Origin of the sequence: Pseudomonas sp. AMR01 (genome assembly GCF_041946035.1) — a bacterium.
In the GTDB taxonomy this organism is placed as follows: domain Bacteria; phylum Pseudomonadota; class Gammaproteobacteria; order Pseudomonadales; family Pseudomonadaceae; genus Aquipseudomonas; species Aquipseudomonas antarctica_B.
This window is the reverse complement of the sequence record NZ_JAUTYR010000026.1, coordinates 39,209-61,780: the sequence shown is the minus strand read 5'-3', so window position 1 is coordinate 61,780 and position 22,572 is coordinate 39,209. Positions and strand designations below refer to the sequence as shown.

Annotated in this window: 21 protein-coding genes and 1 pseudogene; 11 read left to right on the top strand and 11 right to left on the bottom strand. The window is 60.0% G+C overall.

The genetic code is table 11. From position 1 onward, the window contains the following. The first annotated feature begins 98 nt into the window (after positions 1 to 98). The 10 genes from Q7C20_RS20130 (at position 99) to Q7C20_RS20085 (ending at position 8,941) form a co-directional block, all read left to right on the top strand. Positions 99 to 1,106, top strand: coding sequence for a DUF481 domain-containing protein (locus Q7C20_RS20130; protein WP_375069725.1), 1,008 nt, complete (start codon positions 99 to 101; stop codon positions 1,104 to 1,106). 128 nt (positions 1,107 to 1,234) lie between these two features. Beyond that, positions 1,235 to 1,966 carry a HugZ family protein gene (locus tag Q7C20_RS20125; RefSeq protein WP_375069723.1) on the top strand — a complete coding sequence of 244 codons (732 nt, stop codon included), beginning with the start codon at positions 1,235 to 1,237 and terminating at the stop codon, positions 1,964 to 1,966. 66 nt (positions 1,967 to 2,032) lie between these two features. Then, complete coding sequence (locus Q7C20_RS20120) at positions 2,033 to 2,509, top strand: FxsA family protein (protein WP_016971150.1); 477 nt, start codon at positions 2,033 to 2,035, stop codon at positions 2,507 to 2,509. 247 nt (positions 2,510 to 2,756) lie between these two features. Continuing rightward, positions 2,757 to 3,053 carry a co-chaperone GroES gene (gene groES, locus Q7C20_RS20115; RefSeq protein ID WP_003175874.1) on the top strand — a complete coding sequence of 99 codons (297 nt, stop codon included), beginning with the start codon at positions 2,757 to 2,759 and terminating at the stop codon, positions 3,051 to 3,053. Between the two features lie 50 nt (positions 3,054 to 3,103). After that, entirely contained in the window at positions 3,104 to 4,750 is a 1,647-nt protein-coding gene (gene groL / locus Q7C20_RS20110) for a chaperonin GroEL (RefSeq protein ID WP_375069721.1), read from the top strand. Between the two features lie 420 nt (positions 4,751 to 5,170). Beyond that, positions 5,171 to 5,854 (top strand): two-component system response regulator ColR, encoded by a 684-nt coding sequence (colR, locus tag Q7C20_RS20105; RefSeq protein WP_003175870.1) that lies wholly within the window; start codon positions 5,171 to 5,173, stop codon positions 5,852 to 5,854. Continuing rightward, positions 5,844 to 7,124, top strand: a complete 1,281-nt coding sequence (locus tag Q7C20_RS20100) for a HAMP domain-containing sensor histidine kinase (protein ID WP_348058873.1) — start codon at positions 5,844 to 5,846, stop codon at positions 7,122 to 7,124. Before colR ends, Q7C20_RS20100 begins: the two co-directional genes overlap by 11 nt. 188 nt (positions 7,125 to 7,312) lie before the next feature. Further along, entirely contained in the window at positions 7,313 to 7,993 is a 681-nt protein-coding gene (locus Q7C20_RS20095; RefSeq protein ID WP_348058871.1) for a class I SAM-dependent methyltransferase, read from the top strand. Positions 7,994 to 7,997: 4 nt separating this feature from the next. Next, a complete protein-coding gene (locus Q7C20_RS20090) occupies positions 7,998 to 8,717 on the top strand; it encodes a lipopolysaccharide kinase InaA family protein (RefSeq protein ID WP_375069719.1) in 720 nt (239 codons plus the stop codon). Beyond that, a complete protein-coding gene (locus tag Q7C20_RS20085; RefSeq protein WP_348058867.1) occupies positions 8,714 to 8,941 on the top strand; it encodes a hypothetical protein in 228 nt (75 codons plus the stop codon). The genes Q7C20_RS20090 and Q7C20_RS20085 overlap by 4 nt, the downstream gene beginning before the upstream one ends. A gap of 92 nt (positions 8,942 to 9,033) precedes the next feature. Here the strand turns inward: Q7C20_RS20085 and Q7C20_RS20080 are convergent, their stop codons facing one another. Genes Q7C20_RS20080 through Q7C20_RS20070 form a run of 3 tightly spaced genes read right to left on the bottom strand, consistent with a single transcriptional unit; the run spans position 9,034 to position 12,657 of the window. Continuing rightward, positions 9,034 to 10,131: a DUF1513 domain-containing protein gene (locus Q7C20_RS20080; RefSeq protein ID WP_375069737.1), complete on the bottom strand. Its 1,098-nt coding sequence runs from the start codon at positions 10,129 to 10,131 to the stop codon at positions 9,034 to 9,036. Between the two features lie 2 nt (positions 10,132 to 10,133). Beyond that, entirely contained in the window at positions 10,134 to 11,198 is a 1,065-nt protein-coding gene (locus Q7C20_RS20075) for an imelysin family protein (protein ID WP_375069717.1), read from the bottom strand. Between the two features lie 31 nt (positions 11,199 to 11,229). Continuing rightward, positions 11,230 to 12,657 carry a di-heme oxidoredictase family protein gene (locus tag Q7C20_RS20070; RefSeq protein WP_375069716.1) on the bottom strand — a complete coding sequence of 476 codons (1,428 nt, stop codon included), beginning with the start codon at positions 12,655 to 12,657 and terminating at the stop codon, positions 11,230 to 11,232. 139 nt (positions 12,658 to 12,796) lie between these two features. Here Q7C20_RS20070 and Q7C20_RS20065 point away from each other — a divergent pair, with 139 nt between their 5' ends. Then, positions 12,797 to 13,360, top strand: coding sequence for an NAD(P)H nitroreductase (locus Q7C20_RS20065; protein WP_348058861.1), 564 nt, complete (start codon positions 12,797 to 12,799; stop codon positions 13,358 to 13,360). 137 nt (positions 13,361 to 13,497) lie between these two features. Here Q7C20_RS20065 and Q7C20_RS20060 read toward each other — a convergent pair whose 3' ends face one another. The 8 genes and pseudogenes from Q7C20_RS20060 to gap all read right to left on the bottom strand — a co-directional run bounded on the left by Q7C20_RS20060 (position 13,498) and on the right by gap (position 22,501). After that, positions 13,498 to 14,253: a methyl-accepting chemotaxis protein gene (locus Q7C20_RS20060; RefSeq protein ID WP_375069735.1), complete on the bottom strand. Its 756-nt coding sequence runs from the start codon at positions 14,251 to 14,253 to the stop codon at positions 13,498 to 13,500. A gap of 102 nt (positions 14,254 to 14,355) precedes the next feature. Further along, positions 14,356 to 15,495 (bottom strand): annotated as a pseudogene (locus Q7C20_RS20055) (HAMP domain-containing protein); the annotation flags it as partial. A gap of 272 nt (positions 15,496 to 15,767) precedes the next feature. Continuing rightward, complete coding sequence (locus Q7C20_RS20050; RefSeq protein WP_375069715.1) at positions 15,768 to 16,169, bottom strand: YbaN family protein; 402 nt, start codon at positions 16,167 to 16,169, stop codon at positions 15,768 to 15,770. Positions 16,170 to 16,324: 155 nt separating this feature from the next. After that, complete coding sequence (locus Q7C20_RS20045; RefSeq protein WP_375069714.1) at positions 16,325 to 16,933, bottom strand: biliverdin-producing heme oxygenase; 609 nt, start codon at positions 16,931 to 16,933, stop codon at positions 16,325 to 16,327. A 135-nt stretch (positions 16,934 to 17,068) separates the two neighbouring features. Further along, positions 17,069 to 19,633 carry a TonB-dependent receptor gene (locus Q7C20_RS20040; protein ID WP_375069713.1) on the bottom strand — a complete coding sequence of 855 codons (2,565 nt, stop codon included), beginning with the start codon at positions 19,631 to 19,633 and terminating at the stop codon, positions 17,069 to 17,071. Positions 19,634 to 19,749: 116 nt separating this feature from the next. Further along, on the bottom strand, positions 19,750 to 20,718 hold the full coding sequence (locus Q7C20_RS20035; RefSeq protein WP_375069711.1) for a FecR domain-containing protein: 969 nt from the start codon (positions 20,716 to 20,718) through the stop codon (positions 19,750 to 19,752). A gap of 60 nt (positions 20,719 to 20,778) precedes the next feature. Then, entirely contained in the window at positions 20,779 to 21,297 is a 519-nt protein-coding gene (locus Q7C20_RS20030; protein WP_348058849.1) for a sigma-70 family RNA polymerase sigma factor, read from the bottom strand. Between the two features lie 202 nt (positions 21,298 to 21,499). Then, positions 21,500 to 22,501, bottom strand: a complete 1,002-nt coding sequence (gene gap, locus Q7C20_RS20025; RefSeq protein WP_375069709.1) for a type I glyceraldehyde-3-phosphate dehydrogenase — start codon at positions 22,499 to 22,501, stop codon at positions 21,500 to 21,502. Positions 22,502 to 22,572 lie beyond the last annotated feature (71 nt).

Here is a 22,572-nt window from a genome sequence, read left to right as displayed (position 1 = left end):
AATGAACTGAATACGAATACCCGAGTCAGTGCTTGCTAAGAAGTTATCTAACACGATAATGCCGTCTTTTCAGTCAAACTTGAGCCAAGAACTTGCTTATGTTGTCCAGAACTCTGCTGTGCCTCGCTGTTTTCAGCGCCTCCACGCCTTTGATGGCCGACACCGTCTGGTTGAAAAACGGCGACCGCCTGACCGGCAAGATCAAGGTCTTCGACGGTGGCAAGTTGCTGATCCAAACCGACTACGCCGGCGCAATTCCGGTGGACTGGAAGCAGGTCAAAACCCTGGAAAGCGACCAGGAACTGCTGGTCAAGCAGGACGCATACAGTGGCGAAAAGGCCAAATCCCTGAGGCCTGCTGAAGACGGCAAAGTGGTGCTGGCCAATGGCGAGGCGCCCAAGACGGTGGAATTGGCGAGCATCCAGCAAATGCTCAAGCCCAAACCGGTCATCGAGGACCTGGTGTGGAAGGGCAATGTCGATATGGCACTGGACTACAAACGTGCCGACAAAGACACCAACGATTATGACGTCGACTTCAAGACCACGGCGCGTCACGGCCAGTGGCGTCACACCGGCCAGGGCGAGTACAACCGCGAGTTCCAGGACGACGTCACCACCACCGACAACTGGGCGCTCGAATACGACCTGGACCGTTTCTTTACCGAGCATTGGTTCTGGCAAGGTCGCCTGACCTACAAACGCGACAAGGTTGAAGACCTGGCTCGCCAGCGTACCGTCGGTACCGGCCCTGGCTACCAGTTCTGGGACAATGAACTGGGGGCGTTCTCCCTCGGCTCGCTGGTCAACCGCACCGATTATGAATATGCCGACGGCGGCAAGGATAACTTCTACTCGCTCGCCATGAAGTGGAACTACAACCGCTACCTGGTAGCCAAGAAAGTCGAGTTTTTCACCAACGGCGAAGTCGGCAAGCCGCTCGACGCGCCCGCCGCCTACACCCTGGACGCAGAAATGGGGCTGCGTTACAAAGTTACCGAGTGGGCCTCGCTCAACCTCAAGGCCGAGCGCGACATCATCAGTGGTGGCTCGCAGAGCAGCCTGAGCAAGACCCGCTACACCGCAGGCTTTGGCGTCGCCTGGTAAACAACCCTGTAACAACGCCTGGCAAAACCTGCCGGGCGGCCTCTGGCAACCTGCGCGGATATTGATTACCTTGTGTTGAGATCCATTCCCATACGCTATGGGCGGCGGGATACACGAGGAGTCATACGTTGAGCGCGCACGTTGCCAAGAACGCCCGAGAGCTGTTGCTCAAGGAATACCGTGGGGCTCTCTCCACATTATCCAAAGCCATGCCCGGCTTTCCTTTCGGCTCCGTCGTGCCGTATTGCCTGGATGCGCAGGGCCAGCCGATCATCCTGATCAGCCGCATCGCCCAGCACACACACAACCTGCAAAAAGACCCAAAGTGCTCGCTGTTGGTGGGTGAGCGCGAGGCTGATGATGTGCAAGCGGTGGGGCGTCTGACGTACATCGCCGAAGCCGAGAAAATCGAGGATGAAGCCGCGATTGAAGCGGCGGCCGAGCGTTATTACCGCTACTTCCCCGATTCGGCCAACTACCACAAGGCCCACGACTTCGATTTCTGGGTGCTCAAGCCGGTGCGCCATCGTTATATCGGCGGGTTTGGTGCGATTCACTGGATCGACCAGTTGACCCTGGCCAACCCGTTCGCCGGCAAGGCCGAGCGCAGCATGATCGAACACATGAACAGCGATCACACCAAAGCCATCGCCCATTACGTTGACCTCAGCGGTCTGCCGACCACTGAGCCCGCGCAACTGGCCGGCATCGACAGCGAAGGCATGCACCTGCGTATTGGCCAGTCGTTGCATTGGCTCCCCTTTGCAGAGGCCTGCAACAACCCGACACAAGTACGCGAAGCCTTGGTTTTATTGGCTCACGCTGAGGTCTGGCCTAAAAAAGAACCCGCCAACGCTTGAATTCACGAAATGGCGACGTCATCTAAGGTGGACTGGCAAGGCATTCTTGCGTTGAGGAACCATTTGATGCGCCCTTTTTTATTGCTCTTTCTGCTGTTCCCGGTGTTGGAGCTGTTCGTATTCGTTCAAGTCAGCAGTGCGATCGGGTTTTTCCCGGCCCTGTTGCTGATCATTCTCGGCTCGATGCTCGGCGTTCTGGTGCTGCGCGTCGCCGGCCTGGCCACGGCATTGCGTGCCCGTGAAAGCCTGAATCGCGGCGAACTGCCTGCCCAGACCATGCTCGAAGGCCTGATGATGGCCCTGGCCGGCGGCTTGTTGATCCTGCCTGGCTTTATCAGCGATGTGGTCGGTCTGGTCATGTTGCTGCCGGTGACCCGCAAGTTGCTGGCCGGCAAGATGCGCCAACGCGCCGAAGAGGCGGCGATCCGTCAGCGCGCGTTTGCCGATGACTTGCAACCCCGAGGTGGCCCGGCTCCGCGCCAGCCGCTGGGGCGTGAAGGTGATGTCATCGAAGGCGAGTTCGAACACCGCGACAGCAAATAACCGCTTCAATGGCACGGCAAGTCTGGGTGCCGTGCCTCTTTCAGCCGGTGGCAAAAGCAAAAAATTTCCGCCATGGCCCCTTGTAATAAGCTTGTGCGCCCTTATGTAACGGTCACCGCAAGGTTTCTGGTGGCGACACCAGACAGACTTCCGCGTCTCGCTTGGCGAGCCGCGACCGGCACTGCCGGAATACAACCCGCCGGTACCGATACCGGCCGATGAAAAACACAATTAGGAGAGATCGACAATGAGCAAGCTTCGTCCTCTGCACGACCGCGTCGTAATCCGTCGCAGCGAAGAAGAAAAGAAAACCGCTGGCGGCATCGTTCTGCCAGGTTCGGCTGCTGAAAAAGCCAACCACGGTGTGATCGTCGCTGCAGGCCCAGGCAAGACTCTGGAAAACGGTGATGTGCGTGCGCTGGCCGTTAAAGTCGGTGACAAGGTTGTTTTCGGCCCTTACTCCGGCAGCAACACTGTGAAAGTTGATGGCGAAGACCTGCTGGTTATGGCTGAGAACGAGATTCTCGCCGTTCTGGAAGACTGATTTCCCCGCTCATTTTCCCATTACTCCAAAGTATTTAAGGAATATCGATCATGGCTGCTAAAGAAGTTAAATTCGGCGATTCCGCCCGCAAAAAAATGCTCACCGGTGTCAACATCCTGGCTGACGCAGTAAAAGCGACCCTGGGCCCTAAAGGCCGTAACGTGATCATCGAGAAGAGCTTCGGCGCTCCGACCATCACCAAGGACGGCGTTTCCGTCGCCAAAGAAATCGAACTCGAAGACCGTTTCGAAAACATGGGCGCGCAGCTGGTCAAAGACGTTGCCTCCCGTGCCAACGATGACGCAGGCGACGGCACCACCACCGCTACCGTTCTGGCTCAGGCCATCGTCAACGAAGGCTACAAAGCCGTCGCTGCCGGCATGAACCCGATGGACTTGAAGCGCGGCATCGACAAGGCGACCATCGCCATTGTTGCCGAGCTGAAAAACCTGTCCAAGCCATGCGCTGACACCAAGGCAATCGCTCAGGTAGGCACCATCTCCGCCAACTCCGACAGCTCCATCGGCGACATCATTGCCGAAGCCATGGAAAAAGTCGGTAAAGAAGGCGTGATCACCGTTGAAGAAGGCTCGGGCCTGGAAAACGAACTGTCGGTTGTAGAAGGCATGCAGTTCGACCGTGGCTACCTGTCCCCGTACTTCGTCAACAAGCCAGAGACCATGGTTGCCGAGCTGGACAGCCCGCTGATCCTGCTGGTCGACAAAAAGATCTCCAACATCCGCGAAATGCTGCCAGTACTGGAAGCCGTTGCCAAAGCCGGCCGCCCACTGCTGATCGTTTCCGAAGACGTTGAAGGCGAAGCCCTGGCGACGCTGGTTGTGAACAACATGCGTGGCATCGTTAAAGTCGCAGCCGTCAAGGCTCCAGGCTTCGGCGACCGTCGCAAGGCCATGCTGCAGGACATCGCTGTTCTGACCGGCGGTACCGTTATCTCCGAAGAGATCGGCCTGAGCCTGGAAAGCGCCACCCTGGAAAACCTGGGTAGCGCCAAGAAGGTCACCATCTCCAAAGAAAACACCATCATCGTTGACGGTGCTGGCGTTGAAGGCGACATCCAATCGCGCATCACTCAGATCCGCGCCCAGGTTGCCGAGACTTCGTCCGACTACGACCGTGAAAAACTGCAAGAGCGTCTGGCCAAGCTGTCCGGCGGCGTTGCAGTGATCAAGGTTGGCGCTGGTTCCGAAGTTGAAATGAAAGAGAAGAAAGCCCGCGTTGAAGACGCCCTGCACGCAACCCGTGCAGCCGTTGAAGAAGGCGTGGTACCTGGCGGTGGCGTTGCGCTGATCCGTGCTCTGGAAGCTCTGACTAACCTGACCGGCGACAATGCTGATCAGAACGTCGGTATCGCTGTGCTGCGTCGTGCTGTTGAAGCACCGCTGCGTCAGATCGCTGCCAACTCCGGCGACGAGCCAAGCGTTGTGGTCAACGAAGTCAAGAACGGCAAAGGTAACTACGGTTACAACGCTGCGACTGGCGTCTACGGCGACATGATCGAAATGGGCATCCTGGACCCTACCAAGGTGACCCGTTCGGCACTGCAAGCAGCAGCCTCCATCGGCGGTCTGATCCTGACCACCGAAGCGGCTATCGCTGACAAGCCGAAGGCTGAAGGCGCTGGCGGCGGCGGTATGCCAGACATGGGCGGCATGGGTGGCATGGGCGGCATGATGTAAGCCAGCCTTACCCGGCACCTGAAAACCCCGCCTGCAGCGATGCAGGCGGGGTTTTTTTATGCGTGGTTTGAATGCAGCCCTGGCGTTCGCTCAGTTGTGGGGCCGCATCCTTTGGCGCCTTCCAGCTCAGCAGTTGCTGTTTGCACCCATAGCTGGCGGCTTGGTAGCAGAGGTCACCAACAGCAAATAGCGCACAGGCGCCGTTTTAAGAAAGCCCATGTTTAGTTTCCTTGTATTAATGGGCGGCGATCTTCGCCCTGACACTGTAGTCAGTTTGTGAAGCTATAGTGAAAATCTCGTTCAGCTGAACTATTGGTTGAAAACCTGTATCGGCGGCCCTTTCAGGTCTATCCCTGAGCCACACTTGGCCTTAAGCTGCGCGAGCCAACACGGCCGTTACCGCGTACGGAGACACTGCCCATGCGAATTTTATTGGTTGAAGACAACCGCGATATTCTGGCCAACCTGGCCGATTACCTGGGGCTTAAAGGCTACACCGTGGACTGTGCGCAGGACGGTTTGTCGGGCCTGCACCTGGCCGCAACTGAACATTACGATTTGATCGTGCTCGACATCATGCTGCCGGGTATCGACGGCTATACCCTGTGCAAACGCCTGCGCGAAGACGCACGCCGCGACACGCCGGTGATCATGCTCACCGCGCGCGACCAATTGGATGACCGGCTGCAGGGCTTCAAGTCCGGCGCCGACGATTACCTGCTCAAACCGTTCGCTCTGTCGGAATTGGCCGCACGCATTGAAGCCGTGTTGCGCCGTGCCCAGGGTGGCGGGCGTCGCGCGCTGCAAGTCGGCGACTTGAGCTACGACCTCGATACCCTCGAAGTCACCCGTGAAGGTCGCCTGCTCAAACTCAACCCGGTCGGCCTGAAACTGCTGGCGGTGTTGATGCAGAAGAGCCCGCACGTACTGCGCCGTGAAATTCTCGAAGAGGCCCTGTGGGGTGATGACTGCCCGGACAGCGACAGTTTGCGCAGCCACGTTCACCAATTGCGCCAAGTGATCGATAAACCGTTCGCCAAGCCGTTGCTGCAAACGGTGCATGGCGTGGGTTATCGCTTGGCCGAGGGTCGTGATGGAGTTTAAGCAAAGCCTTGCCCAACGGATCATCATTGCCTTTGCCTTGATGAGTGCGTTGGTGGCGGGGGCGTTCGCCATGGGCATCGTCGCGACCGTGCACCTGGTGGAAGAAAAGCTGATTTCGGCGGGCCTGGGCGGTGACTTGCAACGCTTGCTGCTGATGGACAGTGTCGAGGACTGGAACCACCGGCCCGAGCCGGATCAACTGTTCTATTTCAGCGGCGGCCCCGGAGATTTCGAACTGCCCAAGGATTTGCGGCACCTGGAACCCGGGTTTCACGAGGTGTTTCGCGAGGCGCTGTCATACCACGCCATGGTTGAAGTTGTGGACGGTCGGCGTTACGTGCTGCTGCAGGATCAGAGTGACTTCGAGGAGCGTGAGCGCGTGCTCTTCGCGGTGGTGCTGGTGGGCTTTGTGCTCAGCCTGGCGCTGGCGGTGTTCCTCGGATGGGTGCTGGCACGCAAGGTGATGGCGCCGGTGGTGCGTCTGGCGCGGCAGGTCCGGCATCGCGACCAACTGCTTGGCCTGGCGCCGCCTTTGGCGCCGGATTACGCCGCCGATGAAGTCGGCGAGCTGGCCGTGGCCTTTGACGCTACGTTGGGCCGCTTGCGGCAGGCGTTGTCTCGCGAGCAAATGTTCACCAGCGACGTCAGCCACGAACTGCGCACGCCCTTGATGGTGCTCGCCAGTTCCTGCGAGCTGCTGCTGGAAAATCCGGCGATCGATCAACGCGGCCGCAATCAGGTACAACGTATCGCCCGCGCCTGCGAAGAAATGCGCGAGCTGGTGCAGACCTTCCTGATGCTCGCGCGCGCCAAGCATGACGATGCTGTCATGTCGGCGCAGGTCAGCCTGACCCAGGTCGCCGAAGACCTGCTCGGCATTTGGCGCGGTCCCATCGAACAGAAAGGCCTGGAGTTGATCTACCAGCCAGGCGAACCCCTCGATACGCGTTACAACACCACGTTCCTGCACGCGGTGATGGGCAACCTGCTGCGCAATGCCTTGCACTATACCGAGCAGGGATTTATCCGCCTGACCCTGGAACCCAGTGGGTTTGTGGTAGAGGACTCCGGCGTCGGCATTCCGGAAGACAAGCGCGAAGCGATGTTCGAGCCCTTTGTACGCGGCAGCGAAAAACGCGGTGATGGCCTTGGGCTAGGTTTGTCGCTGGTACAGCGCATTTGCGAGAGCCAGGGCTGGAGTGTCAGCCTGAGTACCATGGAGCCAAACGGCTGCCGTTTTCATGTCGAGTTGGGCCAAGTCAAACCCTGACCTTTAACCTTGCCGCTATCCTGCCAAGGGTCGCGGCAATTCGGCGAAGATGGCCCCATGCGACTGCTTGTGTCTGTAAAGTCTTGAAATGTATGAGATTGGACAGGACAAGTTTTTCACAGAGGGTTGACCTGTTGATCACAGTTAGCTGCTTAAGGTTGTAGGCATCAGCTACTGGAGATCCGTTGATGTCTACCCCGACCAAGCTCGAATTTTCTGAAAAGTACGACGACCGCCACGCGCAGAAATATTTGCGCAAACATCAGGATAATCTGGCTCGCCGATTGTCCCACAAGCGCGACGAGCAATTGGCGCGCGGTGCGCTGGCCATGGCCGGTGAGCCGGGCCTAGTGTTGGACCTGCCTTGTGGGGCGGGTCGCTTCTGGCCGTTGTTGGCCGAGAAACCCAATCGTGTGATCATCGGTGCCGACAATTCGGGGTCGATGTTGAAAGTCGCCACCGGCGCGCAACCCGCGGATGTAGTGAAACGGGTACGCCCTTTGCAGACATCTGCCTTTGATATCGATTTGCCAGACAACTCGGTCGACAGTATTTTCTGTATGCGCCTGATGCACCACATCGGTAATCCAGAGGACAGGCTGTCGATATTGCGGGAGTTTCAGCGCGTTACCCGTGACAGTGTGATTATCTCGCTGTGGGTGGATGGCAATTTCAAGGCTTGGAAACGCAAGCGCGCCGAAGTAAGGCGTCGCAAAAAAGGTGAGCAGGAAAGTTACCAAAACCGGTTTGTGTTACCGGCTGCTACTGTTGAGGCAGAATTCGAGCAGGCCGGTTTCCGTGTTCAGGAATCTCTGGACTTCATACCGCTTTACGCCATGTGGCGAGTGTATGTATTGCGTAAGAGGTAACAGGATGGCAGTTGAGTGCGTAGTAGGCAGTCACATAGCACCCGAAGAGCGATTTGATTTTTTCTGGCGTTTGCAAGGTGAGTGGGTCGAAGAACCTAATCGTCGACGCGGCGGTGAGAGCGGTGTACAGCGTGTGAAGAGCCCCAACGGCCGTTTGCTCTACAGCAAACGCCAGACCGGGCATATTTATCGCAGCTGGCTGCATCCGCTTGGGCGTCCGACCGTGTTGCGTGAGCGCGATGCCCTCAAAGGCTTGCGGTTGCTGAATGTGCGTGTGCCGGAGATGGTGTTCTGTGAGGCGCGTCGCGACCCTGAGCACCAATGGAAAGCGTTGCTGGTGACCGCGTCACTCGACGGTTTCGATGAGATTGAAAACTGGTATGCCGCCGGTGGCCGCGAAAAGTTCGGCGAAGCGGTGCATGAGCGCTTGCTCAAGGAAATGGCTGAGACCCTGGCGCGTATGCACAAGGGGCGCTGGCAGCATGGTTGCCTGTACATCAAGCACGTCTTTGTGCGGGTAACCGGCGAAGGCGACTCGGCGAAAGTGGAAGTGGCGTTGCTGGATTTTGAAAAGTGCCGCCAGCGCCTGACTGCTTATAGCGCGGCCTCCCACGATATGCTGCAACTGCGCCGCCATTCGTCGTTCAGCGATGCCGACTGGAAAAGACTCAGCTACTTTTACGAGACGGCGTTTGGCAGCGCTATCAAGGGTTTAACCAGATGAAGCTAGAAATAGCACGAGGTTTGTTCCTGGTCGGGGCGTTGGGCATTGCAGCCCTCGCCCTGGTTGCGTGGGAACTGCCTCGCACACAGGTTCTTCATGCGGTACAAGGCGGTGGGCAATGCCCGCTGCCGCGCGTTGCGAAGGCGAGTGTGGCGGTCCAACCTGATCATGATTTGTTGTTGTTCATGTTCGGGATGTCTCAGGGCATGAGGCCGCAGAGTTGAAACGATTCAAGTTACCGGGAAGGGCCTCACACTGTGAGGCCCTTTTTTTTGCTGCTGATTCAAGAGCATTCCCACGCTCTGCGTGGGAATGCTCAGATGAGGTGCAAGTGGTTATCCCAAAAGCCTCCAGGCAACTCCAGCGGCTTGGCCATTAACGCAGTCTGGCGACAATCATAAAACCGGCACCGCCCCTGACCCGATGTCACCACAAACCCATCCGCCACCGCACCGACTCCCGCGCAATCCGGCATTGGCCCATCCAGACGCAGCTCGCCGCTGTCCATGTCCCAGATAAAAAACCGATTGCCCCGCGGCGCCGTCAACGCCACCAGGCGCAACTCGCTGTGCACCGCCACACTGGCGGTGTAATGCCCCATCGCCTGCAACTGCTCATCCGCCACCGCGAACGGCACAAACGCCTGCCCCGGCCGCTTGATTGCCAGCAACTCAGAGCGCTCCTGCGACGGCCCCATAAACTGCTGCCCCGTGACGATCGTGCCATCGCTGGCAATCCCCATATGGCGCACGCTGTTCATCTGCTGGCCGAGGGTTTCCTTGCTGATCAACCGACCGTCGCGGTGCATCAGCACCAGGCTCGGCTCCATGGCGTTCAGGTTCATCTCTACCCGGCTTTCAGCCTCCGTGCGAATGCCGCCATTGGCGACCACCAGCGTTTCCCCGTCAGGCATCCACGACACCTGATGCGGGCCGATGCCGTGGGTTGAAATCTCCCCACTGTGCACCAGCCGCTCACCTTCAAACTTATACACACCGAGCAAGCCACGGCCGGGGTCGGACGTATCGTTCTCGGTCGCGTACAACCAGTCGCCGCTCTTGTGAATGACGGCGTGGCCATAGAAGTGACGATTGGCGCCGGAGGTGATGGTTTGCAACAGCGCGCCATCACGCACGTCGATCAAGTAACTCTCGGTGCCGGGGCGACGGGCGACAAACAGCGCAATCGGCAGTGTGGGGTGGTTGATGATGTCGTGGCAGCGCTGGCCCACCTGAGTGGCAAACACTGGCTTGCCGTCCAGGCGAAAGCCCACCGCGTGGTGCCTGCCGTCTGCATCATCGCGGGCCGACAGCAGCAGCGGGCCTTTGTCTTTGCTTTTAAACAGCGTCCAGCCACCCAGTGTGAGTGCGCTGAGCAGCGCGCTGCCAACCGCCAAAGCCTGTCGCCTGAGCATCATCAGTCACCGTCGTTGGCGTTAAAGCCCAGTTGGATGCCCAGCGCCTTGGCCAGCTCGCCTTCGTGCAGGCGGTGGACGACGTTGAGGCTGTCATAGATATCGTTGAGCTGCTGGCGCCCGGCGTCGTCGGCCAACAGTTCATTGAGGGTGCGCCCGTTGCTGGCGAACAGTTTCAGGGAGGCGGCGTAGGCGGCGTCGATTTTGTCGGCCAACGGTTTTTGCTCGGCCGGCAACAGGCCGCGCAGGCCTTTGTTGTTGACACCGGTCCAGACGGTCTGGGCGGCCGCGAGGCTGGCTTCCAGGCTTTGCAGGGACGACTGGCTGCGCCATGCATCGGCCTGGAATGGCTGTGCAATGCCCTTGGTCTGGCGGCCCATCGGCGTGCCGAGTTTCTTCTTCAGCGTGTCCAGTGCAGTGACCTGAACACGCAAGAGATCGGCGATGGCTTCGTGGGAATCGGCGTAACGCTGGTTCGGAAACTTGGTCATCTGCGCGAGCATGCCGTCGGTGCTGTTCCAGCTGGCCAGGATCTCTTCGGCCAGGGCTTTCTGGCGTTCGCCAATCGCGACCAGCAGCGGGCAGTAACGGGCTTTCTGGGCTTCGTCGGCAACGTCGGTCTTGGCGTCGTAGAGGATGTATTCGTAGGCCGACAGGCCCTGCACCACTACGCTGGACTTGGCCAGTGCGGCGCCGTCGATCTGCGGCTGGGCGGTGACAAGTTGTTCAACCTGGCGCCCGACGAGGTTTTTCTTGTCGGGCCAGAATTGCACCTGCCACGAACGGTTGCCCTCGGCGAGCGGGCCGATCAGCAGCGGTTGCAACTCGGCCCAGGCCTTTTGCGCGTGGAGGAAGTCGGCGCGGGCGGTGTCCAGGCTTTCCTTGCCCTGGCAGTAGGCCAGCGCGCTGACGGCCAGTTGACGATCGGCTTCAACCCAGCGGCTGTAGGTCGGCAGGATCACTTGCTTGGCGATGGCCGCCGAGGTGACCGCTTGCGGGTCCTGTGGCGAGCATGCGCCGAGGGCGAGGGCGGCCAGGCTGGTGAACAACAACTTGGGACGGAACATGTCGAGCTCCCTTCTGTAATTGGGGCAAAGCTTATAGAGAATTCAGGAACGCCAGCAACGCAGCGCGCTGCTCGGCATTAAACGACAACACATGCTGCTGCGCCGGCTGCGCTTCGCCGCCATGCCACAGCACGGCTTCGAGCAGGTTGCGGGCGCGGCCGTCATGCAAAAACTGGGTGTGGCCACTGACGGTTTGGGTCAGGCCGATGCCCCACAACGGCGGCGTGCGCCAGTCGCGGCCACTGGCCTTGAATTCGCTGCGGTGGTCGGCCAGGCCGTCGCCCATGTCGTGCAACAGCAGGTCGCTGTAGGGGCGAATCACCTGGTTGGCCAGCTCAGGTTCGGCCGCGTTGGCTGCAGTGGTGAACGACGGCGTGTGGCACCCCTGGCAACCGGCTTGAAAGAACAGGTTTTTGCCGGCCAGCACCTGCGGCGTATTGACGCCACGGCGCGCCGGCACGGCGAGGTTACGGGTATAAAACAGCACCAAACGCAGGATGTTATCGCTGACTTCCGGCTCGCCTTCGGGGCCGTTGCCATTGGGCGCCTGTTTGCAGGCGACTTGGGCGTCGGTGCAGTCATCAAAGGGTCTCAGGGACGTGGTGAGGCCCATATCACCAGAAAATGCGTGAACATTTTGTTGATTGAGATTCGGCTGCCCGGCTTTCCAGCCAAAACGCCCGAGGACGGTTTTTTGTTGGGCATCATCCCAGACCTGATTCGCGCGGCCGACGATGGCTTCCGTGTCGGCTGTTTTCGGGTCGGTGTTGCGCAGGATATCGGCATCGCTGATGGCTTCGAGCAGGCCCAGGCCAATCATTGGCGGAGCGATGCGCGCGGAAAAAAGTGTATCCGGGTGCAGGGGGCCGTAACCGAGCTGGGTGATTTGCAGCGCCGGCTTTCGCAACTCGACGACGGTGCCGTCCTTGAAGGTCACGTTTACGGGTGTGTAGTCGACCCGCACTTTGCCTTCTGGCACCACGCCCGGCACGGCCATGTCTTGCAGTTGCCCGCCGTAGACCGGCTCGGGCACCACGCCGATCTGCTCGATGAGCCTGGCGTCGACCGGTGCCGCCGGGATAGACAGGCGCACCAGCATCGACACCGCATTCGGCGCATCGGGCAGTGGCGGATGACCACGGCCATCCTTGATATGGCAGTTCTGGCAGGCGTTGGTGTTGAACAGCGGGCCCAGGCCATCACGCGCGGTGGTGGTGGATGGCGCGATCACCCAAGGGCTGCGAAAGAAACTGTTGCCGACGCTGAAGTCCAGGCGTCGGGTGGGCGCCAGGTTGGCCGAGGGCAGGGAAAACGCGTTCTGGTCGCGCTTGTTCACTGTCGCCGCACCGCCCGCCCGCGATTCACCCGGCTCAGCCTTGGTGAAACGGGGGGCGTCGTCGCACGCAGCCAGGCTCAAGGCCAGCAATGCTGCAGACAGGCGAAGTAGCGAACGAAACATCGTGTTTCCTGAACGGAGGCTGAAAATCAGGCCGCAAAGTCTAACAGGGCAGGGCGGATTGAATAAGAGCAATTATCGTTTGGTGGTATTCGATTCATTCCCGCTAGAATGACCGCACATTTTTCTCTGGAGGTGGCCAATGCAGGCTCTCGACGCTTTGCTCAACCGTGTTTCCGTGCCGCGTTTGCTGGAACCGGCGCCGACCCAGGAGCAGCGCGATGTGCTGTTCGCCGCCGCCATGCGTGCGCCCGACCACGGCCAGTTGCGCCCGTGGCGCTTCCTTACCGTAGAGGGCGAGGCCCGAGAGCAGATGGGGTCATTGCTGGCCGAAGCTGCGCGTTTGCAGGACGCCGACGCGCCGCAAGCCGCCATCGACAAGGCGCAGAACGGCCCGTTGCGCGCCCCGCTGGTGGTGGTGGTGATTGCGCGTTTGCAGGACCACTTCAAAGTGCCGAAATCCGAGCAACTGCTGGCGGCGGCCTGTGCGGCGCACGGTATTTTGCTGGCCGCGTATGCACAGGGGATTGGTGCGGTGTGGCGCACTGGCGAGTTGTCCTACTCGGCTCACGTCGCCAAAGGCCTGGGGCTGACGGCGGATGAGGAAGTGATTGGTTTTCTTTATTTGGGCACGCCGCAGAACCCGCCGCGTGTTGCGGCGAAAGAAGATGTAGCGGCGTTCGTGCAAGCCTGGCCCGGCCTGTAAACCAACACCATTCTGCTCTGTGTGGGAGCTGGCTTGCCTGCGATGCGGGCAACTCGGTCTCTCAGGGATACCGAGTCGATCCTATCGCGGGCAAGCCCGGCTCCCACAACAGACCTCCAGCATTTGGAGGATTGGGTTTACACCTTGAACTGATTCATCAACGCCATCTGTTGGGTCGCCAGTGCATTCAGCTGGCTGCTGATGGCCGCCGACTCAGTGGCCTGGCCGGTGAGGGTTTCGGTCACGGTGCGGATCGCCGAGACATTGCGGTTGACCTCTTCGGCCACGGCGCTCTGCTGTTCGGCGGCGCTGGCGATTTGCAGGTTCATGTCACTGATCACCGTCACCGCATCGCTGATCTTGCCCAACGCCTGCGCCGCTTGATGGATCTGCCCGGCATTGTTCTGGGCCTGATGCTGGCTGGAATGCATGGTCGCCACCACGCCACGGGTGCCGCTCTGAATGCGCTCGATCACCAGGCGAATTTCTTCCACTGAGTCCTGGGTACGCTTGGCCAGGTTACGCACCTCGTCGGCCACCACTGCAAACCCGCGCCCGCTTTCCCCGGCGCGGGCTGCTTCAATCGCCGCGTTGAGGGCCAGCAGGTTGGTCTGTTCGGCAATGCTGCGGATCACTTCCAGCACCGAGCCAATCTGCTCGCTATTTACCGCCAGGGCTTCCACTTCCGTCACTGCCTTGCTGACTTCTTCGGCAAGGGTGGTGATATCGCGGGTGCTTTTCTCGATGATCGACATGCCTTCACGCGCCGACTGGTCGGCCCCGCGCGCCGCGCTGGCGGCATTGGAGGCGCTGTTGGCGACTTCATGGGCGGTGGCGCTCATTTCGTTGGAGGCGGTGGCCACCTGATCAATTTCGCGGAACTGCACCTGCATGCCCTCGCTGGTCTGGCGCGCGATGGCCGAGGACTGGTCGGCGGTACCACGGCCTTCGGTGATGCTTTGTTTGATCTGCGCGATGGTCGGTTGCAGCTTGTCGAGGAAACGGTTGAACCAGTTCACCAGTTCGCCCAGTTCGTCTTTCTTGGTGTAAGCCAGACGTTGAGTGAGGTCGCCTTCGCCGCTGGCGATATTTTTCAGCATCGCCGCCACGCTATTGATCGGACGTGTGACCCCGGTGGCGGTCAGCCAGATCAACAGCAAGCCGAGCAGGGCGGCAGCGGCGCCGACCAACAAAGCCTTGAGGGTGCCGGAGGCCTGGGCTTTATCGAGTATGCCTTGCAGCTTCACCGAGTCAGCCAGCATCACGTCTTTGGGCAGTTTGATCACCACGCCCCAGGCTGTGGCGTCGGCAATTGGTTTAACCGGGTACACAGCGCGAATAATGTCGCCCTGTTCACGAATCATCGGGGTACCGTTGGCCAGCAGTTGCACGATCTCCCGGCCTTCGGCGCCGAGGGTGTCGATCATGTTCTTGCCGACCTTTTCCGGCTCGCCGCTGAAGGCTGCGATCAGGCCCGTGCTGGACAAAATCTCCAGGTGTGCCGCGCCGTCGAACAGTTCTTTTTTTGCTGCGTCTGTGGTCGTTTGCAGTGAGTTGAGCGCCAGGTCGATACCGACCACACCGATGACTTTTGCATCCACGATCAAGGGCAGAGAGATAGTGGTCATCAGCACCGATTTGCCCGCGACTTCATCGGAGTAAGGGTCGAGCAGGCAAACGTTGCGGGTGTCTCGTGGGCAGGTGTACCAGATGTTGTAAGGCGTACCGCTGAGGTTGGGGGTGGTTTTGGTCAGGTCTTCTTCGACCATGATGGTGTTCAAGCCGGTGCCTGCGGCGCGGCTCCAGTAGCTGGAGAAACGGCCTTTTTCGTTGGAGACGCGGGCTTTGTCGCCGACGAACTCGCTGTCCTTGCCGTCCAGGCCGTTGGGCTCGAATGACAGCCAGATGCCGAGCACCTTGCTGTTGCGCTCAAACGTGGTCTTGAGGCTCTGGTTGAGTTCTTCACGCAGGGCTGCGGCTTCCAGCCCGCGTTTGGCAGCGGTGTCTCGCAGCCCTTTGACCTGGTCGGCCAAGGCAGTGACGACGGTCAGGTTTTCACCGAAGGTTTTCTGCAACTGCACCGCCTGTTCGGCGGCCTTGGATTGCAACAGGTTTTGCACACTCTGGGTGAGCATTCGCGAGCTGGAATCGCTGATCAACTGATCGTTCTGGTTTGTTTCGTAGAGGTTGATGCTGATGATCAGCGCGATCACACCCACCAGGCAAAGGCCGGAAAGCAGCACGATTTTCAAGCGGATTGAGAGGGTGTCGAACATAGATTCACTCGCTATTGGACTTGTTAGGGCGAGCCAAATCCATTCGGCGCTATGTCCGGAACATCGGCGTAACACGTTGTTTCATGAGGAGGAGGCGATAGGCGGTAGCGGAAAAATGGCTACACGCGGCGTTATACGGGGGCTGCGAGGCGTTCTGGGCGGGACCAGATCCACAGGTTGCCCAGGCTCATCCCGGCGATCGCCAGGTAGATTGGCCAGCCGTGATCGAGCATCACCAGCATCAAGCCGGCGCACAGCAGCATGCTCACGGTGGCGCTGACCTTAGCGCGGCGCGCGATGATTTTGCCGTTGCGCCAGTTGAACAGCATCGGGCCGAACAGGCGGTGGTTCTCCAGCCAGGCGCTGAGACGCGGCGAGCTTTTGGTGGCGGCCCAGGCGGCGAGCAGGATGAATTCAGTGGTGGGCAAACCCGGGATGACAATCGCCACCAACCCAATGCCCAGGCTGACGTAAGCCAAGAGGCCGAAGAGGATCTGCGCGATTTTCGAGGTGGATTGGGTTTTGCGGGTCATGGTTTTTGCGAAGTCGAGGAAAAGTCAGCTTGGAACACGGCCAGAGTGTGGGAGCTGGCTTGCCTGCGATTGCATCGGCGCGGTCTGGCAGATAGACCGAGGGGACAGCATCGCAGGCAAGCCAGCTCCCACATAAAACTGTGTTTACAGGGTGATTATGCGAGTTCAGGGGCGCTAGCGTACGCCTGTTCCAGCAACACGGTGAAGCGTACAAACGCGTCGATCGCGCCTTTTTCCACTGCGGCTTCTTCTTCGGCGCTGAATACCAAGCTGTCGAGGGTGCGGGTGAAGCTCTTCCAGCCTTCAGCGCGACCTCCGGCCGGCTCGCCCAAGTGACGGGCGCCGAAGGTCTCGCTCAGGCCCAGGCCCACGGCGCGCTTGATCAAAAACGCTGCGCCCAGTTTGGAGCCCTCGGACACGAACAGCCAGCCCAGGGCTTCGGCCTTGCTTGGGTTCTTCACCGCGCCTGCGACGGGGGCCGGCACTTCGGTGTCGAGGTCGCCGAGGTCCAGCCTGACGGCGTCGGCGCGGCAACGCTCGGCCAGGTCCGGCACTATTTTGATCAGCTCGGCGTCGTTGTAGAGGGCCACCAGCTCCGACTGGAACAGGTACTGCGCCACCACGAAGCGGGCGAAATTGGCTTGGGTTTCAAACGGGGCGTGGGCTTTGACCAGCGCATCGAGCTGGGTGTGCGGCTCGTGGGTGATCTGGTTCAGGCGCTGGGAGCGCAGGCTTGGACGTTCTGCGGTAGGGGAAGCGGTCATTGGAAAAGTCCTTGAGAAGGGGAGCGCCTTGTGGCTCTGAAGAGAGCGGTTATGAACTAGACGAACAGCAAGACGCGGCACAGTAAAAAATCCTCACCTCGCCGCTGAAATTCAGGCGAGGTGAGGCGGGCAGGGTCAGATGTCCCAGATCAGGTTGATTGCGAAGTTGCGGCCCGGCTGGGTCAGGCGGTCAAGGTTGGCGGGCGCGGTCACACCGGCTTCGCCGACGCCGTCGTAGCTGCGCACGTCATCCCAGTTCCAGTACTTCTTGTCGGTGAGGTTGTAGACGCCGCCGTTGAGGGTCACATCGTTTGTGACCTTGTAGTAAGCGGTCAGGTCGACGACGCCGAAGCCCGGGGTTTTGAACGGTGCGCTGGTGCTGCCGTCGGGCGCGTGGTAGGTGCTGCTGTCCACACGGTTTTGCTTTTTGACCAATGTCCAGCTGACCAGGCCGCCGTAGTTGTCCTGCTCGTAGCCCAGGCCAAACACGCCTTTGAGCGGGTTGACGCTGTTGAGCGGCTCGCCGTTGTCGTCGTTGCGACCGTAGGTGTAACCCACCGAACCCTGGGTGTAGAGGCCTTGCGGTGCGCCGAAGGCGTCGAGGTTCAGGCGGCCTTTGGCTTCAATGCCCTTGATGGTGGCGTGCTTGATGTTGTTGGCTTCGAACTGCTGCACGGTGCCGCCGGCAACGGAGGCGTCTTCGTCGATGAAGTTGCGGTATTTGTTGTAGAACACGGCGATGTCGAACGAGCCTTCGTCGAAGTTGCCGCGAATCCCGGTTTCCACGCCTTTGCTGCTTTCCGGCTTGAGGTCTGGGTTGGGCTCGACGGTGTAACCCTGCTGCAGGTTTTCAAAGCGGCCGTACAGGGCTTTGGCCGACGGTGTGCGGAAACCTTCGGCGTATTGGCCGAACCAGGTGTAGTGGTCGGTGAGCGCGTAGGTCAGGCCGAATTTAGGCGTGACGCGGTGCCAGTTTTTTTCCGCGTTGCTGTGGTCGTAAATCCGCGTTGGGTCAACCGTATTGAGAAAATCCTCGGTCAGCTTCGGCTTGAGCTGGGTGTAGTCGTAGCGCACGGCGGGCAGGAAGGTCCATTTGCCCCAGGCGATTTGATCCTGAGCAAACAGTGAATAGGTGTTGATGGTGGGGTCCGGGAAATCACTGGCCTTTTTCACGCTGTCGCTGGCCGATGGGCTCGGTGCGCCGATGGCCGTGCAACCACCGCCGACGGCCAGGCAAGTAGCGGCGCCTTCGCGTGAACCGGTGACTTTCTGCTGTTTCAGGGTAGTGCCGTAGGTCACCTGGTGATCGGTTTCGCCGAGGCTGAAGGCTTTGTCCAACTGCGCGTCGAACACCCATTGTTTTTCCTCGTACAGGGTGTCGCGGGTGCGCAAGACACGGCGCGATGGCTGGTAGATTTCGGCGGTGGCCTGGTCGGTCTTGGCGATTTGGTAGTTAAGGCTGGTTTTGATCTGATCGGCTATCGGCGAGTTGAGGGCGAAGCGGTTTTCGATGGCAAAACGTTCGCGGGTAATGGTGTCGTTACCCGAGCGCGCGCGGTAGAAGTTGAAGCCGCGCCCGCCGGTGAACGGGCCGCCTACGGCGTTTTTCAGGTTGACGTCGCGGTCATCCTTGAACTTCTCGTAGGTCAGGCCCAGACGGTTGTCATCGCCGTAATTCCAGCCCAATTTGGCCAGCACGTTGGTGGTGCGAGCATCTTCCGGGTTGGCGCCGGTGCGGGCCAAACCGGTGGCGTTGTTGCCGTCGTAGGACTCCATTTCGTGGCCGTTGCGCTGGCTCAAGTGCAGCAAACCGTCGAAGTCCTGCACGCGGCCCGCGACGGTGCCGGAGGTCAGCCAGCTGTCGTCGGCGGAGCTGTAACCGGTCTTCAAGCGGGCGCCGACGTCCTGGCCGGGCTTGATGATGTCATCCGGGTCGAGGGTGAAATAACTCACGGCGCCGCCGATGGCGCTGCTGCCGTACAGGGCCGAGGCCGGGCCACGGAGGATTTCCACGCGCTTGACGATTTCCGGGTCAACGTAGTTGCGGCGGGTCTTGGCGTAAGGGCCGTTGAAGAAGTTGTCGGGCACTTCGACGCCATCCACCTGGGTGAGGATGCGGTCGCCGTCGATGCCGCGAATGTTGTAGCCCGCATTGCTGGCGCGGGTGCCGGCGCCGCCGACGGAGACGTTGGGTTCGTAGCGCGTCAACTCGCGGATGGTGTTCACATTCTGGCGGTCGAGTTCCTCGCGATCATGCACGGTGACGGTGCTCGGCACGCTGTCCACGTCTTGCTCGGTACGGGTGGCGCTGATAGTCACCTGTTGCAGGTTGAGAACGCTGCCGGCCGCGCGCTTTTCCAGCACGATGTTGTTATTGCCCAGTTTGCGATAGCTCAGGTTGGTCCCCACCAACAGCCGGTCCAGGGCTTTTTCCGGCGATAACGCGCCGCGTACGCCGGGCGACGACACGCCCTGGCCCAGCTCTGCCGGCAGGCCGACTTGCCAGCCGGTCACGCCGGTGAAGGCATTCAGCGCCGAAACCAGCGGCTGTTGCTCGATGCTGAAGGTGTAATTGCCGTGGCTGCGCGCGACCGGCTCGGCGGCGGTGGTGGCCATGGCCGGCGCACTCGCCAACAGGATGGCGGCGGTCAGCAATGACAGCACGGGCGAAGAAGACCGACGGTTGAAACGAGAAGACATCGAAAGCGCTCCGGAGGTACGAATCTTATAGTTGCGAACCGAACCAAATAGGAATCAGTTGCATTGGCTAAGACGAGACGTACCACCGAAGGCTATCGAGTAAAAATAGTTCTCATTTAGTTCAGGATCACCAGCGCCGGAAATTCCGAAAGCTTGGCCGAGGTGATGTGAGCCAGGGAGCGCACCACGTCCAGCGGTTGGTCGAGGCGGTAATTGCCGGTAACGGCTGTGCTGGCGAGCGCGTCGTTGGTGTTGACGATCCAGCCTGGGTAGTAACGGCGCAGTTCGGCGAGCACTTCGCTCATCGGGCAGTTTTCGAACACCAGGCGGCCCTGAACCCAGGCCAGGTCTTTGCTGGCGTCGAGCTTGGCCGGTTGGCCAAAGCCCTTGGGGCCGATGCGGATGCTTTCGCCGGCGCTCAGGCGCACACGGGCATCGTCGAAGGTGTTGCTCAGGTCGACGTCACCGCGCTGCACTTGCACCTGCGCTTCGCCATCCAGGTAGCGCACGGCGAAGGCGGTATCGCGCACGCTGGCGCGTACCGGCCCGGCGTCGATTTCCAGGGGCAGGCCACGGCTGGGCGCTACGTCGAAAAACGCTTCGCCCTGGTACAGGCGGGCAACGCGCTGGTGATCCTTGATGCTGCTCGAGAAGGCCGAATTCGTGTTCAGCAACACGTTGGAGCCGTCGTCCAGTTGCAAGCGCTGGCGCTCGCCGACCACGGTGAGGTGGTCTGCTTGCAGGCGAACGGGCAGGTTGCTGAAGCTGAACAGGCCGATCAGCAACACGGCAGCAGTGGCCAGAGGCTTCCAGTGCGGTTTGATTCGGCGCAAAAACGACGGCTTGCGCGGCGCAGCCAGGGCCACGGCGGCACTGTGTACCGGCGCGCCACCCCAAGCGGCTTGAGCCTTGCTGAACGCGTGAACATGCGCCGGGTCGGCTGCCAGCCAGGCGTCGAACTCGGCCTGTTGCCCGGGCTGCGGGCACTGCAACGCGATCAGCCAGTCGAGGGCTTGGTCCATGGCCGTGTCTTGCAGCACCTCATGAGCCAGCGCATGGGGGCGCAGTTTGTTCGGGTCCGTCACGGTGTTCCTCGGGTCTTCGCCACGTTCTGTTTAACTTTTCTGCTGCCTGGATCGGGAAGCTTAAGGCTGATCCAGCCGTTCGGCCACACCTATACAAATGGCCATGATCAACTTCAGTTCCTTTTGTACGGTGCTCAAGGACACGTGCAGTTGATCGGCAATCTCCTGATAGCTGCAACCGTGCAGGCGGCTGAGGATGAAAATCTGCTGCTGGCGGGCGCTCAACTGACCGAGGCTGACGCTCAAGTGTTCAAGCAATTGCTCGGCCTGAGTGGCATCTTCCGGTGTGCTGATAGGGGCGGCGACGCTTTGCAGGACGTTCAGCGGGACATCTTCCTGCAGCGTGCGGGCTTGAATTCGGCGCGAACGCAGGTGGTCCAGCGCCAGGTTACGCGCGGTTTGATAAACGAAGGGTTCAAGGTGATCGATCGGCCGCTCGCTGAGGGCCCGGGTGACGCGCAGGTAGGTTTCCTGCAACAGGTCCTCGGCGGTGCTGTGGTTATTCACCATCCGCTGCAAGGTGCGTAGCAGAATCACCCGTTGGGTGAGAAAGACATGGTTGAAGCGAGATTGGCTCACAGTGATACCAGACCGAGATGCAGTTAATGATAATGCTTATCATCAACTGAAATGGCAAGTGGCTATTTCTGTGAACCTGCACCGAGGCTGGGAAGTGCACAAAACCCATGTGGGAGCGGGCTTGCTCGCGAATGCGGTGGTTCAGTTGGCATATTCTTCGACTGACACACCGTATTCGCGAGCAAGCCCGCTCCCACAGGGGTTACTCGGCGTTGCAGAGCGCCAGGCAGTTATCCAGCATGCGGTTGGAGAAACCCCACTCGTTGTCATACCAGGCCAGCACTTTCAGCAATTTGCCGCTGGACTTGGTGTGGTTGGCGTCAAAAATCGACGACAGCGGGTTGTGGTTGAAGTCGCTCGACACCAGCGGCAGGGTGTTATAGCCAAGGATTTTCGAATGCTGGCTGGCTTCTTTAAGCAGCGCGTTCACTTCTTCCGCCGTCGCTTCTTTCTTCAGCTGTACGGTGAGGTCGACCAGCGACACGTTGATCACCGGCACGCGCACGGCCATGCCGGTCAGCTTGCCCGCCAGTTCCGGCAGCACCAGGCCGACCGCTTCGGCGGCGCCGGTCTTGCTCGGGATCATGTTTTGGGTAGCCGAACGCGCGCGGTACGGGTCGGTGTGGTAGACGTCGGTCAGGTTCTGGTCGTTAGTGTAGGCGTGGATCGTGGTCATCAAGCCGCTTTCGATGCCCAGTTCGCGGTGCAGCACTTGGGCCACCGGCGCCAGGCAGTTGGTGGTGCAGGAAGCGTTGGAGATGATCTGGTGGGATTGACGCAAAATGTCATGGTTCACCCCGTAAACCACGGTGGCGTCTGCGCCTTTGGCCGGGGCAGAGATGATCACCTTGCGCGCGCCGGCGGTAATATGGGCGGCAGCCTTGTCACGGTCGGTGAACAGACCGGTGCATTCAAACACCACGTCGATCTTGTGCGCAGCCCACGGCAGATCGGCCGGGTTGCGAATGGCACTGACGGCAATCCGGTCGCCATTGACGGTCAGGCTTTCCTGATCGTGAGCAACCTCTGCGTCGAAAGTGCCGTGTACGGTGTCGTATTTGAGCAGGTGGGCATTGATCGAACTGTCGCCCAAATCGTTGATGGCGACGATCTGCAAATCCTGGCGGTAGCCTTGGGTATACAGTGCGCGCAGGACATTACGGCCGATACGGCCAAAACCATTGATTGCGATACGAAGAGTCATTGGAAAGTGCCTGTCATCGATTTGTTGTAAGAATTACAAGATTATTCGCATAAAAATAGAAAACAAGCCTT

Bases quoted from the DNA above. Each gene is read 5' to 3' on its own strand.
- Q7C20_RS20130 (WP_375069725.1), top strand. From the start codon at position 99: ATGTTGTCCAGAACTCTGCTGTGCCTCGCTGTTTTCAGCGCCTCCACG.
- Q7C20_RS20120 (WP_016971150.1), top strand. From the start codon at position 2,033: ATGCGCCCTTTTTTATTGCTCTTTCTGCTGTTCCCGGTGTTGGAGCTG.
- groES (WP_003175874.1), top strand. From the start codon at position 2,757: ATGAGCAAGCTTCGTCCTCTGCACGACCGCGTCGTAATCCGTCGCAGC.
- groL (WP_375069721.1), top strand. From the start codon at position 3,104: ATGGCTGCTAAAGAAGTTAAATTCGGCGATTCCGCCCGCAAAAAAATG.
- colR (WP_003175870.1), top strand. From the start codon at position 5,171: ATGCGAATTTTATTGGTTGAAGACAACCGCGATATTCTGGCCAACCTG.
- Q7C20_RS20100 (WP_348058873.1), top strand. From the start codon at position 5,844: ATGGAGTTTAAGCAAAGCCTTGCCCAACGGATCATCATTGCCTTTGCC.
- Q7C20_RS20095 (WP_348058871.1), top strand. From the start codon at position 7,313: ATGTCTACCCCGACCAAGCTCGAATTTTCTGAAAAGTACGACGACCGC.
- Q7C20_RS20090 (WP_375069719.1), top strand. From the start codon at position 7,998: ATGGCAGTTGAGTGCGTAGTAGGCAGTCACATAGCACCCGAAGAGCGA.
- Q7C20_RS20085 (WP_348058867.1), top strand. From the start codon at position 8,714: ATGAAGCTAGAAATAGCACGAGGTTTGTTCCTGGTCGGGGCGTTGGGC.
- Q7C20_RS20080 (WP_375069737.1), bottom strand. From the start codon at position 10,131: ATGCTCAGGCGACAGGCTTTGGCGGTTGGCAGCGCGCTGCTCAGCGCA.
- Q7C20_RS20075 (WP_375069717.1), bottom strand. From the start codon at position 11,198: ATGTTCCGTCCCAAGTTGTTGTTCACCAGCCTGGCCGCCCTCGCCCTC.
- Q7C20_RS20070 (WP_375069716.1), bottom strand. From the start codon at position 12,657: ATGTTTCGTTCGCTACTTCGCCTGTCTGCAGCATTGCTGGCCTTGAGC.
- Q7C20_RS20065 (WP_348058861.1), top strand. From the start codon at position 12,797: ATGCAGGCTCTCGACGCTTTGCTCAACCGTGTTTCCGTGCCGCGTTTG.
- Q7C20_RS20060 (WP_375069735.1), bottom strand. From the start codon at position 14,253: ATGCAGGTGCAGTTCCGCGAAATTGATCAGGTGGCCACCGCCTCCAAC.
- Q7C20_RS20050 (WP_375069715.1), bottom strand. From the start codon at position 16,169: ATGACCCGCAAAACCCAATCCACCTCGAAAATCGCGCAGATCCTCTTC.
- Q7C20_RS20045 (WP_375069714.1), bottom strand. From the start codon at position 16,933: ATGACCGCTTCCCCTACCGCAGAACGTCCAAGCCTGCGCTCCCAGCGC.
- Q7C20_RS20040 (WP_375069713.1), bottom strand. From the start codon at position 19,633: ATGTCTTCTCGTTTCAACCGTCGGTCTTCTTCGCCCGTGCTGTCATTG.
- gap (WP_375069709.1), bottom strand. From the start codon at position 22,501: ATGACTCTTCGTATCGCAATCAATGGTTTTGGCCGTATCGGCCGTAAT.